The following is a 13915-nucleotide window of genomic DNA, read 5'->3' as shown; positions in this document are numbered from 1 at the left end:
AAGAAAAACTAAAACTTTATGTCTTAGAAACCAATTTGGACGATTACATGATAGACTAAGTAAAAAGAAACAAAGAGGTGTTTACAATGGGGTTGAAATTTGAACGTACAGATAATTTAGATAAACTTTTCGAATCATTTGCTGTCGATCCGGAAAAAACAGTTGCACCAAAAGAAGAGATCGATCGATTTCTAAAACCACAGCCACAAAATGAAAAGAAAAAAGACAAGAAACAAAAGTAAGTTAAGCTCAAAAAAAGACTTACCAGCCAAACTTTTATGAAAGAGTTTGACTGGTAAGTCTTTTTTATTCTTTTTATGATTCAATTGCTTGTTCGATTGCTGCCCACGCTTCTTCTTTTCCCTGTTTTGTAACGGAAGAAAAGAGAATAAACGTGTCATTGCGATCAAAATCCAACGCTTTTTTGATTTCGCTCTCATGCTTGTTCCATTTACCACGAGGGATCTTATCTGCCTTAGTGGCAACAACAATTACAGGGATATCATAATACTTCAAAAATTGATACATCTGGATATCTTCTTGAGAAGGCTTATGACGCAAATCTACTAAAGAAACGACCGCACGTAGCTGGTCTCTAGTCGTTAAATATGTCTCGATCATCTTTCCCCATTTTGCTCGCTCAGTTTTGGATACTTTTGCATACCCATATCCCGGAACATCGACAAAATGTAATGCGTTCTCGATCAAATAAAAATTCAATGTCTGGGTCTTTCCTGGCTTACCGGAAGTACGGGCTAAATTCTTTCGATCAATCAATGTGTTGATAAAAGAAGATTTCCCTACATTTGATCGTCCTGCCAGAGCTATTTCTGGCAATTGTGTATCTGGATATTGTTTTGGTGCCACTGCACTTATGATAATTTCAGCTTGATGGACTTTCATGGTCTCTCTCCTTAACAAGGTGATGAATAAAGCAAGCGGCTGTCGCAAAAGCCAAAATGACTTTTACGGCAGCCTCTTTTCATCAACCCGCTTTTTTCTCTGAATCTTTATAGATTACTGTTGGCTCACCAGACAATTCAGCTGCTTCTTTTGTGATAATCACTTTTTCGATGTTTTCATTTGAAGGGATATCAAACATCACATCCATCATGATTTCTTCAATGATGGAACGAAGTCCTCGAGCACCGGTATTGCGTTCGATTGCTTTTTTCGCAATGGCTCTCAACGCTTCAGGTTCGAATTCAAGTTCGGTATTATCTAGAGAAAGAAGTTTTTGATATTGTTTGACTAGCGCATTTTTCGGCTCAGTCAAGATCCGTACCAGATCATCTGTTGTCAATTTCTCTAAAACTGCCATAACAGGTAATCGTCCGATAAACTCAGGGATCAATCCGAATTTTAGTAAATCTTCAGGAATGATATGCTGCATGACACTTTCGTCTTCAGAAAGTTTTTGGTTTTGTGTACCAAATCCAATCGTCTTTTCGCCCATACGATTCTTCACAATCGTTTCGATGCCATCAAATGCACCACCTACGATGAACAATATGTTCGTCGTATCAATCTGAATAAATTCTTGATGTGGATGTTTACGTCCTCCCTGAGGTGGCACGCTTGCAACAGTTCCTTCTAGAATTTTCAGCAAGGCTTGTTGGACACCTTCGCCGGAAACGTCACGAGTAATAGATACATTTTCGCTTTTACGCGCAATTTTATCGATCTCATCAATATAGATGATCCCTTTTTCTGCACGTTCCACATTGTAATCAGCAGATTGAAGCAATTTAAGCAAAATGTTTTCTACATCTTCCCCCACATAACCAGCTTCTGTCAAACTTGTCGCATCTGCGATTGCAAAAGGTACATTCAATGTTTTTGCTAATGTTTGTGCTAAAAATGTTTTACCAGACCCTGTAGGTCCGATCAAGCAGATATTGCTTTTTTGCAGTTCAACATCATCTGTGTTTTCTTGTGCTTGCTGATTGACACGTTTATAGTGATTGTATACGGCAACAGCTAACGAGCGTTTTGCGCGATCTTGTCCAATCACGTAGTTATTCAATACTTCAAGAATTTCTAGTGGTTTAGGGACTTCAGTGAATTCGCGTACAGCTTCTTCATAAAATTCTTCATCAATGATTTCTTTACATAGGTCGATACATTCATTACAGATGTAGACCCCTGGACCAGCTACGATCTTTTTCACTTCTTCTTGGGTTTTCCCGCAAAAAGAACAGCGTACGGTCTCATTGCTACTTGGATTGTCATACATGGTCTTCACCCCTTAACTTGCAAAAAGTATACAAGAAACTATCAAAGACTTTACAGTCTTTTACTATCATAACATAGTTTAGTAAAAAGAAAAAGTGTTTAACAAAGGATCAACTGACCTATACCTTTGCATTTTTTACTCTTAACAAAAAATAAGGAACTGTGACAAAATCGTGTCACAGTTCCTTATTTCGAATAAAAAATTTTCTAGAAGTAGCTTCTTCAGAAATGATTTATTACTTGATTTCTATTCTTTCGCTTCTGTCGCTGTACCTGTGATCAATTCGATTGCTTTTTTCATTGTCACATCATGTTCCAGCATATCTTCTGTCAACACGCGTTTGATTTGTTCGATTGGCATGTTGTATGTTTCTGATAATTCTTGGATTTCTGCATTGATTTCTTCTTCTGTTGCTTGAAGATTTTCAGCAGCTGCAATTGCTTCGATCACAAGATTTGTTCTTGTGCGCATTTCTGCTTCACCTTCGAATTGTTTATGCAAGTCTTCTTCTGTAGAACCAGTTAATTGATAGTACATTTCAGGAGAGATACCTTGACGTTGCATGTTGTTCAAGAATTCGTCCATTGAACGATGTACTTCATCATGAACCATCACGTGTGGCAATTCAACGATTTCTGCGTTTTCAACAGCCATACGGATCGCTGCTTCATCTTTTGCATCGTCCGCTGCTTTTTCTTTTGTTTCTACTAATTCTTTGCGATATTTTTCTTTCAATTCGTCTAATGTTGATACTTCGTCATCAACATCTTTTGCGAATTCGTCATCTAATTCAGGCACTTCTTTTGCTTTTACTTCATGGATTGTCACTTTGAAGACTGCTTCTTTTCCAGCAAGATCTTCTGCTTGATAATCTTCTGGGAAAGTTACATTTACATCTAGACTTTCACCTGATTTATGACCAAATAATTGATCTTCAAAACCTGGAATGAATGAGCCTGAACCTAATTCAAGTGAGTAATTTTCGCCTTTTCCGCCATCAAACGCTTCGCCATCTACAAAGCCTTCGAAGTCGATTACTACTGTATCGCCATTTTCAGCTGCAGCATCTTCTTTGATAACTAATTCAGCTTGTGCTTCTTGTTCACGTTTGATACGTGCATCCACGTCTGCATCTGTTACTTCACGGTCTTGTTTTTCAACAACTAGATTTTTATATTGTCCTAATTTTACTTCTGGTTTCACTGTTACTTCAGCAGTGATTACCCAGTCTTGACCTTTTTCCATGCTTTCAACATCGATTTTTGGTTGAGAAACAGGATCGATGCCAGCTTCTTTGACAGCAGCTTCATAAGCTTCTGGTAATACAGCATTCAATGCATCTTCATATAAAGCTTCTTCACCGTACATACGGTTGAATACTTGACGAGAAACTTTCCCTTTACGGAATCCAGGTACGTTCAAGCTTTTTTTCACTTTATTAAACGCAGTTGTTAATCCTTTTTGGATTTCGTCTTGCGCAATCGTAAATTTTAAAACACCATCATTCGTGCCTTTTTTTTCAAATGTTGCAGTCATTTAATTCCCTCCGAGTTTAGAAATTCATTTTATACATCAAAAACGTTTCATGCATACCTTTAAATAGTACACTAACCCTTTCAAATTGTAAACATATTGAATGGATAGAATCCTTGTTTTTCATAACATTTTTATCTTTTTCACTCGCCGATTGTAAAATTAAGCTAGACAACTAAAAAAGTCATTTGTGCTACACTCAAAATAGTTCCGTCCAAAGAATTATAAGGAGTGAGTACAAATGACCTATACCCATCTTACAACGGATGAACTTGTAATGATAGAGTCTTATTTCAAAATAAATCAATCTGTTGCGAAAACTGCGCATTGCTTGAATCGTTCAAGACAAACGATCCATAAAGTATACCTGTTCTTCAAGCAAGGAAAATCAGCCTTAGAGTACTATCAACAGTATAAGAAAAACAAATCAAACTGTGGTAGACGCCCGCTTGTTTTACCTGAGGAACAATCAGAATATATTCAAAGAAAGGTTGTTCAAGGATGGACACCCGATGTGATTGTTGGTCGTGCAGCGTTTCCTATTCGTTGTTCTGCTCGTACCATTTATCGTATGTTCAAAAAGGGGCTATTTAATCCTTCTGACTTACCGATGAAAGGCAAGCGTAAACCAAATGGACATCAAGAAAGACGTGGAAAACAAGCTTTCCGTCGCTCTATTCATGAACGTGAAAAAGATTATAGCCAATTCTCAAATGAGTTTGGTCACCTTGAAGGTGACACTATCGTAGGTTTGAAACATAAAAGTGCTGTAATTACCTTAGTTGAGCGATTATCAAAAGTTATCATCACATTGAAACCGTGTGGTAGACAAGCGATTGATATTGAAAACAAATTAAATCATTGGTTTGAATCTGTACCGAAAAATCTATTCAAATCCATCACTTTTGATTGTGGAAAGGAATTTTCAAATTGGAAACAGATCAGTAATGCCAATGATATTGCCATTTATTTCGCTGATCCAGGAACGCCGTCTCAAAGAGGCCTAAACGAGAATTCTAACGGATTGTTACGTAGAGATGGTTTATTGAAATCTATGGATTTCAATTCAGTAGATGAATCTTTTATTCAATCTGTCGCATCGAAACGAAATAATATTCCTAGAAAATCACTGAATTATCGAACACCTTTGGAAGTATTTTTGAGTTACGTAAGTATTGATGATTTGTCTAACTTAATTTGACAATTAAGAACTGATAAAATCTAATGGAAGAAGATCATTTGCTGCAAAATTTTTTCTCTTTTTTTTAAAAAATCTTGTTTTTCATCTTCTGTACCTTCATACATCGTTTTTCCTGTACACGCCTCTACAGTCAGTTGAAACCAGCGCTTCGGGTCTTCGATGTATGTATCATAGACAGGATAAACAATTGCAGATTGCAACGTGAATTCTTCTTTTAACACGGAACTAAGCAGCGCATCTTCATTACCGTAACGATCTGAAAACACACATAATCGCTGGTAACTTGCCTGCTGCTGCGGCTTTGGTAGATCTTTTGGTATGACTTTGACTAACTTTTCTTCAATCGTCAAATAGAAAACAGAATGGCATTCGTTCAATTGCCTAAGTGTCTCCAGTAATTTTGCCCTTGCTAAAATATGGACCTCTGGCGATACAATAAGTTTACTCGCTGTTTGGATAAACTCATGATAAGGAAGCTGTTCGATCTCATCAATAGACGCAAGCTGACGTGCAGGTTCCAACGAAGGAAGTTCCTCCGATTTATTGTGGAGTGCCTTGATCTTCTGCCTCTCCATTTGTCCGGATAATTCTTCTGCAAATTGGATTTTTTCAATGACCCGCTGCTCGAAAGCTTCATAAAAATCTGTACTTGCCATCAATTTTCTAGCATATAAAAAATCTTGTGTACTGATTAACAAGTCAAAATAAAATTCAGCAAACTCCTCATTTTGAAGATACTGTTTTTCATGCAAGAGTGCTTGCTTCAATGCTTCTTTTTTCTCGTCCAACTCGTAAAGACAAAAAACAAGCAGGCTATTAGCCTCAAAGCTTTCTTTCAACTCGTAAGCTCGTTGAAATAATTCTTTTGCCTGCTGATATTGCTGGTTTGCTAGTGCTTGTTGTGCTACTCGCATTAAATTCTCATACTTTTCTGGAAAATCAATCGGCTTCACGCAGTGTCCTCCTCTTGCTCATGTTCAGCTCATGTTCAATAGTAGCAAAACAAAAAAAGCATGACAATTAAAAATAACTGAAACACCCTCTAAAAGCTAGATTTTAGATCTGACTTTTAGAAGGTGCTTTCAACTGTTACTGCTTTTTATTGCTCATCAGCTGTTGACTTCCTGGTTGAATGCTTTGATCAGATTGATCGTAACAACACTTGTATTAGTGAAAAAATCGCCCAGATGTTGCTTTTTCTGATTAAAGATTGCTGGAAGATACCCTAACATCAGCAAAGGAAATTTTAGAATGAACCGGCAAGCACCTTCTCTAACTAAAACGGTTGACCAGCTAAGTTCTTCTTCATCAAAGCTGATGACTCGAATACCAAAGATCATTTTCCCAATCGTTTGGCCATGATTGAATTTCGTCAATAAAATAAAATACGCTAGATAAATAAGTAAAGCTGTGAATCCGTAGAGACTCAGATAAGAATCTGAAAAATTAAGCCAACCTAGATTTTTGGCAATACCAAGTGTTAAACGCGTAATAGCTCCGATACACAAAAGATCGACCAAGAAAGCAAACATTCGGATAAAAAAACCTGCATAGAAATACTTAGGAAAATCATTTGCTTTCGGCGGTTCATTTCTTGTGTCCGTATACTTTTTCCATTTACGTTGTTTCTTTTTGATTTCTTCGGGCGTCAAAGGCTCTCTTTCAAAAGAGCTCAGTACCTTTTGGGAAAAGTTGGAGTCAGGTCCTACAGCAGGCTGCTGTTGCTTATCTTTTTCTTGTTCCTTATTTTCATTTGAAAGCTCTGACATGCTTACTCACCTCCGTAATAATACATTGCTTTTGGTGATTCCGCTGTCCCTAGATTCTCAAGAACGGATAAGATCTGACTAGTCTCAGAAGGCTTCAATCCCTGGAATTCTGCTAGTTTACTTCCTAACCATGTACTAGCAAACCCAGATGGCGTGGAAGAATATTCTACTAGTTCCGCATCTTCAAGTTGATGTTCCTTTCGCATAGCTTTTAAAGCATCTTCAGGAAATCCCAATTCATCGACTAAACCTACTTCTTTTGCTTGGACACCATCATAAATCCTTCCATCAGCAATTTTTTTGACTTCTTCTTCAGATTTATTCCGTCCCTCGCTGACGATTGCTACAAAACGACTATATGCGCTGTCGATATATGCTTGAAGCACCGCTTCTTCTTCTTTTGTCTCTGGTCGCGTTCCTGAACCCATATCTTTCAACGCTCCGCTTTTAACTGTTGTATCTTCCACACCCAGTTTTTCTAGAAGTCCTGAATAATTCAATCCTGACATGATCACACCAATTGAGCCGGTCACTGTTTCTTCTGTTGCAAAGATTTTATCTGCTTGAGCAGAAATATAGTAGCCACCGCTAGCTGCCATGTTTTTCATGCTGACATACATTGGGATATCATGTTCTTTACGAATCGTATCCAATTTCTTAGCGATTTCCGCACTTTCGTAGACACCGCCACCAGGAGAATTTACTTCTAAAAAGATACCTTTGACTGTTGGATCTTCTTCAATCGCCTTCAGTTGTTCCATAAAATTTTTATGATTGTAACCTTCAGAAGCAAATAAACCTGAAGACCCTCCCGCAGCAATCGTTCCATCTACTGATAATTTTACGATTTTTTGCGTACTGTCTCCCTCTTCCAGCACATTTGGAGCTAGTTCTTCATCCCCATATAACCAACTGTTCAATCCCTCAATTTGATCGTTTTCCTGAGGCTTAGTCAAACTAGCTGAAACTAACGAAACCACAAATAATCCTGCAGCAATCAGAACTGCTGCCCAACGTCTTTTATTCATTCTTTCTCCTTTCTAATACAAGTTTTTTATGACGATCACAGTTTTTGACTGCTCAGAAGTGTCGAACCGCTCTGCTTTTTCTTCCCGCGCATACCCGGAAAACGACTCTTTTGTCAATTCATCTTCTACCGTAAACTCACGAGCTTGAGCAACTTCCAAGGCATCAGGTGCGATTTCTTGGATGCTATCCCAGCCAGTATCTAAAAATATTTTCGTATCATCTGATACACCAGCTGATGCTTCGAATTTGGACAATTGTTTTTTTAACATTCCCAGTGTCATGATCTCAATTTTTGAATCCATTTTTACTCCTCCTCTATCCGATTACTTTCTATTGTACCGAACTCCTGAAAAAGATGATAGATAAAAACCCATTATTTTTTGACATAAAAAGAGCATTTGACAAAGCATTTGATATATACCAATTTATTTTTTATTCTTTTTTTTGTTGACAAGAACATTCGCAAAAGGTTATGATTTTAAATGTTTCCAGATAAAAAACAAAAAGGAGGATAGTTATACCTTTTAGGATAGCGCCAGGTCTGTGTAAACAGATGACGAGGAGAGGGTTTATCGAAAGATTCGGCGGATGGCCCTAGGGACTGCACTCTACAGAAAATCCACAAAAAGTATCTGCAAAGATAAAACAAAAGGATTTTCCTGCAGCTGGAAGCATTCATACGAATTCATTATAGAAAGTAGGATGTTTTTTATGTGCGGAATTGTTGGAATGATTGGATTAAAAAATGTAACACCAGGATTGATTGACGGTCTAGAAAAATTAGAATACCGTGGTTATGATTCAGCTGGTATCTTTGTCTCAGATGGCACAACTGATTATCTGGTCAAAGCACAAGGCAGAATTCAAAATTTGAAAAACAAAATAAATATTGATACTACAGGAAATATAGGTATTGGTCATACACGTTGGGCAACTCACGGGCAACCTTCTGAAGAAAACGCCCATCCACATACTTCCCAAAGTGGACGCTTCGTGCTCGTTCACAACGGCGTAATCGAAAACTTTGAAGAACTTAAAATTGCTTATTTAGCAAATGACCACTTTATTGGTGAGACCGATACTGAGATTATCGCCCATCTAATTGAAACTTTCGCGAAGGATACTACAACGCAAGAGGCGTTTTTGAAAGCTTTGCGGGTCATCAAAGGTTCTTACGCTTTCGCTTTGATTGATCGGACAGCACCTGATGTTATTTACGTCGCTAAAAATAAAAGTCCACTATTAATCGGACTCGGCGATGGATTCAATGTGATTGCCAGCGATGCAATGGCTATGCTTGCTCATACGAAGGAATTCGTTGAGATTGAAGATAAAGAGATGGTTACCGTCACATCAGAAAAAGTTATTATTCAAAATTTTGCAGGTGACATCGTAGAACGTTCTTCATTCGAAGCACAAGTAGATGCTTCAGATATCGAGAAAGGTACCTATCCTTTTTATATGCTGAAAGAAATCGACGAACAGCCTATTATCATGCGTCGTATCGCTCAAAAATACGTAACAGAAGACAATCGTGTCTCTCTTGATCAAAAGCTGGTCGATATATTGTCTGATAGCGATCGAATCTATATCGTTGCTTGCGGAACTAGTTACCATGCGGGGTTAGCAGGTAAACAGACTTTGGAAAAATTGACACAGATCCCTGTTGAGGTTCATTTAGCCAGTGAATTTGGCTATAACACACCTCTTCTTTCAAAAAAACCATTCTTTATTTTCTTGAGTCAAAGTGGCGAAACAGCAGATAGCCGCCAAGTTCTGGTAAAAATCAACCGTCTCGGCTACCCTTCACTTACGATTACAAATGTTGCTGGTTCTACTCTTTCGCGGGAAGCATCCTTTACACTGCTATTGCATGCTGGACCCGAAATCGCAGTAGCATCAACGAAAGCTTATACTGCACAAATAGCTGTACTAACTTTATTAGCCAAAGCTATCGGTGATAAAAAAGAATTTGAAACTTCTCTTGTATTCGATATCACTCATGAATTGAGTTTAGTTGCTAATGCGATGGAATCGGTCATCGCCCAAAAAGATTATTTAGAAGAGTTGGCAGAAGTATATCTCAGCGATACAAGAAATGCCTTTTACATTGGACGTGGCGCTGACTACAACGTTTCTCTTGAAGCTGCTTTGAAATTGAAAGAAATCAGTTATATCCAGGCAGAAGGTTTTGCCGCTGGCGAATTGAAACATGGAACGATTGCTTTGATCGAAGAAGGAACACCAGTGATCGGAATCATCAGTGAAGAAGTGACTGGTGCGCATACTCGAGGAAACCTGAAAGAAGTCGAAAGCCGTGGCGCTAAAACACTAGTTATTGTCTCAGAGGGATTAGAAAAGGAAAGTGACCAGCTGGTGCTACCAACTGTCCACCCTTATCTAACTACTCTAACCACAGTCGTACCGACGCAATTACTTGCATATTACGCAACGCTATTACGGGGATTCGACGTTGACAAACCACGTAATTTAGCGAAATCAGTGACAGTAGAATAATAAAAGAACAAGGACCAGTGTCAGATGTCTGACACTGGTCCTTGTTCTTTTATTTTTTATGAAAATATCTCTTAATCCAGTCCGATTTCTTCTTTGACTACTGCCGCGATTTTATCGACATAGTAATTAACTTTCTCATCAGTAGGCGCTTCTGCCATCACTCGGAGTAATGGTTCTGTACCGGAAGGACGAACTAGGATTCTTCCTTCTGATCCCATTTCAGCTTCTGCCTCTTCAATCACTTTTTTGATTGCCGGAACATCCATCGCACCGTTTTTATCACTTACGCGGATATTCACTAATTTTTGCGGATAGATTGTTACCTCTGCTGCAAGCTCTGATAATTTCTTACCTGTCTGTTTCATGATATTCAGTAACTGAATTCCTGAAAGCATCCCATCACCAGTTGTGTTAAAATCTAAGAAAATCATGTGCCCAGACTGCTCGCCGCCAAAGTTATAATCGTTTTTGCGCATTTCTTCTACAACGTAACGATCACCAACTTGTGTAACGACATCGTTCAAACCGATTCCTTCCACCGCTTTGTGGAATCCTAAGTTACTCATGACAGTCGTAACGATCGTATCTTTTTTCAATCGATTTTTTTCTGCCAAGTATTTAGCACAGATAAACATGATTTTATCACCGTCGACAATGTTTCCAAGTTCATCCACCGCAATAATACGATCGCCATCGCCATCGAAAGCTAGTCCAGCATCTGCTCCTTTTTCAACGACCATCTCAGCTAAACGTTCTGGATGGGTAGAGCCTACGCCATCATTGATATTTAACCCGTCTGGATTTGTGCCCATGGTATAAAAATCTGTTTCAAGATCGGCAAACAAACGATTAACACTTGTTGAAGTTGCTCCGTTTGCTGCATCGACACAAATGGTCAAACCGGAAAGGTCACCGTTGATCGTTTGTACAAGGAATTGAGAATATTTCAATAAGCCTTCTGGAAATTCCTCTACAGTTCCCAATCCTTCAGCTGATGGACGAGGCAATTCATCCACTTCAGCATCTAATAATGCTTCAATTTCTAGCTCTTGGTCATCTACTAGTTTAAAACCATCTGCACCGAAAAATTTGATTCCATTATCTTGTGCTGGATTATGAGAAGCAGAAATCATGACCCCTGCGCTTGCTTTTTGCAAACGTGTCAGATAAGCAACACCTGGTGTAGAGATCACACCTAGCTGGAACACTTCGATACCCACCGATAAAAGTCCTGAAATCAGCGCTTCTTCTAACATTTGACCTGAGATTCTTGTATCCCGCCCTACTAACACGCGTGGGCGTTTTCCTTCTTCTTCATGCTGGCTTAGGACATAACCTCCGCACCGTCCCAGCTTAAATGCAAGTTCTGGCGTAAGTTCCTTGTTGGCTTCACCGCGTACGCCGTCTGTTCCAAAATATTTACCCATAGTTGTAAAATTACTCCTTTAACTTAATTTTCTGAGGAATTTGTTCTGCTCATTTGTGTTGATTCGCTTGTTTCTGATGTTTCTTCTGTACTTGTGGTCGAGCTGCTTGTCCCAGATTCCGAACTGGAAGAAATGGTTGTTGTCGATGGTTCCGTTCCTGAATCAGCAGATGAAATACTTCTACTCGTACTTGTATTTTCTTGTGTCCGACTGCTCGTCGAAGCAGAGCTACTGCTTGACGTTTGCAACACGGGTGTAATCTCCACACTAACTGATTCGGGCTTGATACTTAACCCCTCTTCTACTGGTATTTCAATTTTACGAGTTGTTCGATGATTGATACCTGAGACATTGATCGGTACAGCAATACTGTCACCGATCGATGCAAGCAAATCGCTAGAGCCGCTTACTTCTGCTTCCAGTTTTGAAAAACTGAAATCATAGCTTTCTACCCCGGCAGCTGGTGTTCCTTGCTGTATCCCATAAAGTCGTACCGACTTGCTTGGCTTGATCGAATCAGCTCTCACTGTTACTTGCACTGGATCAGAGACGATACTTAATACTTCCCCTGCTGCATTCAGCGCCTGTATTGGGACCTCACTATTAATCCCATCATCTGTGACCATCGAAGCGTCCACATCAGCTACTACTCGTTTGATTTCTGCCAATGTTTTGTCACCTGTAGTGATAGAGACTTTTTTAGGACTAACGGAAGTATCATCAAGTTCATATCCAGATGGTGTGAACGTTGAAGGAATCAACGTTTCCACATCGAAATCTTTTATTACCTTTTTCTCAACCGTTACTGTAATAGTCGATGGTTCGATCTTTGCTGTGACAGCACTGCTCAAATTTTGAATTTTTAGCGGAACCTCATGTGTTCCTTCGCCCAGCTTAGTGATATCTGCTGTGACGCGGAACATCCGTGTATCTTCGTTTGCCTCTGCATTCAACTGAACTCGGTTTGCACTGGAAAGTTTGACAGTCACTGCATTTTCATATCCATGGATATAGTAGCGCTTTGAATCATAAGAAATCTTGATCGGCACCCCAGTAACTGTTTGATTATACGCTTCATTTCCAGAAAGCGTATTTGGAACGGACTGGCCATTTGCATTGAAGTACAGCGCAATACTGAACAGCAATGCAATAAAACTGTAAAGAATGCTTGTCCGTTTCTCTTTTGAGATCATTTGCGATCCCCTCCCTTAGTCATACCGTCTAGGAAAGATTGAATCACGTTTTTCTTGTTTTTTGTTTTCTCTTCAGCAATCAGTTCTCTACGCAAGATTGCCAAATATTCTTGCTGGGATAAGCCAGCCATCAGTTCATTATCTAACGTGATGCTGACGTCCCCGGTTTCTTCAGAGACAACGATGGTAATCGCGTCGCTGACTTCGCTTATACCGACAGCTGCCCGGTGTCGAGTCCCGAATTCTTTAGGGATCAACATACTTTCTGATAGAGGAAGATAGGCGCTTGCTACTGCGATCTTTCCTTCTTTTACAATAACTGCACCGTCATGCAGCGGTGTATTAGGAATAAAGATATTGATCAGCAGCTCCCCAGTGATATCTGCATCTAAAGCAATCCCTGTCTCAATATACTCATCTAATCCAGTATGACGTTCGATAGTAATTAGCGCACCGATTTTTCGCTTGGACATATATTGGATGGCTTTGTCAAAAGACAAGATCATCTTCTCATCTTCCTGCTGTTCGCTTTTTGATTGTTTGAAAAGCGAACTGCGTCCAAGATGTTCCAGTCCTCTCCGGATTTCCGGCTGAAAAATCACGATAGCAGCTATCACCCCGTACGTAATGACTTGGTTCATCAGCCAAGACAAGGTGTGCAGACCACTGATTTCCGCTACGATTCGGATAACAATAAAAATAGCTACACCTTTCAGAAGCTGAATCGCTTTTGTGCCTCGCAGCAGTTGGATCAGTTTGTATACAAGATACCAGACAACCAGAATATCAAGTATGTTCACCAAAAAATTCAGAGAGAACAAGTCACCGGAAAACATTTGCTGCCAATAGTCCAAATTAAAAAGTTCCCCGATTTGAAATGACATAAAAAGCCTCTCTTCTCTTTTGAGATTTCCTCTCTAGTATATCATATGTTTTAATTTTAGAGGCTGATCTGCTCGTATTTTTCTTGAGAAAAACGCATAATTTTCAAGAAAATTGCAAGTATGCGT

The 13915-nt window shown here is 39.2% G+C and carries 13 protein-coding genes; 3 read left to right on the top strand and 10 right to left on the bottom strand.

Translation table 11 applies throughout. From position 1 onward, the window contains the following. The first annotated feature begins 86 nt into the window (after positions 1-86). On the top strand, positions 87-242 hold the full coding sequence (locus tag MKX69_RS05225) for an SPJ_0845 family protein (RefSeq protein WP_002288488.1): 156 nt from the start codon (positions 87-89) through the stop codon (positions 240-242). Between the two features lie 73 nt (positions 243-315). On the opposite strand, the gene yihA is transcribed toward MKX69_RS05225, so the two are convergent. The 3 genes from yihA to tig all read right to left on the bottom strand — a co-directional run bounded on the left by yihA (position 316) and on the right by tig (position 3772). Beyond that, positions 316-903: a ribosome biogenesis GTP-binding protein YihA/YsxC gene (gene yihA, locus MKX69_RS05220; RefSeq protein WP_002288491.1), complete on the bottom strand. Its 588-nt coding sequence runs from the start codon at positions 901-903 to the stop codon at positions 316-318. Between the two features lie 82 nt (positions 904-985). Further along, complete coding sequence (gene clpX, locus MKX69_RS05215) at positions 986-2236, bottom strand: ATP-dependent Clp protease ATP-binding subunit ClpX (protein ID WP_341009142.1); 1251 nt, start codon at positions 2234-2236, stop codon at positions 986-988. A 246-nt stretch (positions 2237-2482) separates the two neighbouring features. Continuing rightward, positions 2483-3772, bottom strand: coding sequence for a trigger factor (gene tig / locus MKX69_RS05210; RefSeq protein ID WP_341009140.1), 1290 nt, complete (start codon positions 3770-3772; stop codon positions 2483-2485). 238 nt (positions 3773-4010) lie between these two features. Here tig and MKX69_RS05205 point away from each other — a divergent pair, with 238 nt between their 5' ends. Beyond that, positions 4011-4970, top strand: a complete 960-nt coding sequence (locus MKX69_RS05205) for an IS30 family transposase (RefSeq protein WP_000222573.1) — start codon at positions 4011-4013, stop codon at positions 4968-4970. Between the two features lie 20 nt (positions 4971-4990). On the opposite strand, the gene MKX69_RS05200 is transcribed toward MKX69_RS05205, so the two are convergent. The 4 genes from MKX69_RS05200 to MKX69_RS05185 all read right to left on the bottom strand — a co-directional run bounded on the left by MKX69_RS05200 (position 4991) and on the right by MKX69_RS05185 (position 8070). After that, positions 4991-5923, bottom strand: coding sequence for a hypothetical protein (locus tag MKX69_RS05200; protein WP_341009138.1), 933 nt, complete (start codon positions 5921-5923; stop codon positions 4991-4993). 156 nt (positions 5924-6079) lie between these two features. Further along, on the bottom strand, positions 6080-6739 hold the full coding sequence (locus tag MKX69_RS05195; RefSeq protein ID WP_002294427.1) for an RDD family protein: 660 nt from the start codon (positions 6737-6739) through the stop codon (positions 6080-6082). A gap of 2 nt (positions 6740-6741) precedes the next feature. Then, complete coding sequence (sppA, locus tag MKX69_RS05190) at positions 6742-7767, bottom strand: signal peptide peptidase SppA (protein WP_341009135.1); 1026 nt, start codon at positions 7765-7767, stop codon at positions 6742-6744. A 12-nt stretch (positions 7768-7779) separates the two neighbouring features. After that, complete coding sequence (locus tag MKX69_RS05185; RefSeq protein ID WP_341009133.1) at positions 7780-8070, bottom strand: hypothetical protein; 291 nt, start codon at positions 8068-8070, stop codon at positions 7780-7782. Positions 8071-8479: 409 nt separating this feature from the next. On the opposite strand from MKX69_RS05185, the gene glmS reads away from it, so the two are divergent. Then, positions 8480-10285, top strand: a complete 1806-nt coding sequence (gene glmS, locus MKX69_RS05180; protein ID WP_341009131.1) for a glutamine--fructose-6-phosphate transaminase (isomerizing) — start codon at positions 8480-8482, stop codon at positions 10283-10285. A 71-nt stretch (positions 10286-10356) separates the two neighbouring features. On the opposite strand, the gene glmM is transcribed toward glmS, so the two are convergent. Genes glmM through cdaA form a run of 3 tightly spaced genes read right to left on the bottom strand, consistent with a single transcriptional unit; the run spans position 10357 to position 13789 of the window. Then, positions 10357-11712, bottom strand: coding sequence for a phosphoglucosamine mutase (glmM, locus tag MKX69_RS05175; protein ID WP_341009129.1), 1356 nt, complete (start codon positions 11710-11712; stop codon positions 10357-10359). 23 nt (positions 11713-11735) lie between these two features. After that, entirely contained in the window at positions 11736-12905 is a 1170-nt protein-coding gene (locus MKX69_RS05170) for a CdaR family protein (protein WP_002287822.1), read from the bottom strand. Next, the gene (gene cdaA / locus MKX69_RS05165) at positions 12902-13789 is read right to left on the bottom strand and encodes a diadenylate cyclase CdaA (protein ID WP_341009126.1); all 888 of its coding nucleotides are present in this window, start codon (positions 13787-13789) and stop codon (positions 12902-12904) included. Before cdaA ends, MKX69_RS05170 begins: the two co-directional genes overlap by 4 nt. Between the last annotated feature and the right edge of the window lie 126 nt (positions 13790-13915).

This window comes from Enterococcus sp. FSL R5-0957 (genome assembly GCF_038008005.1).
Classification (GTDB): Bacteria; Bacillota; Bacilli; order Lactobacillales; family Enterococcaceae; genus Enterococcus_B; species Enterococcus_B faecium.
This window is presented reverse-complemented; position numbering and strand designations above follow the sequence as displayed.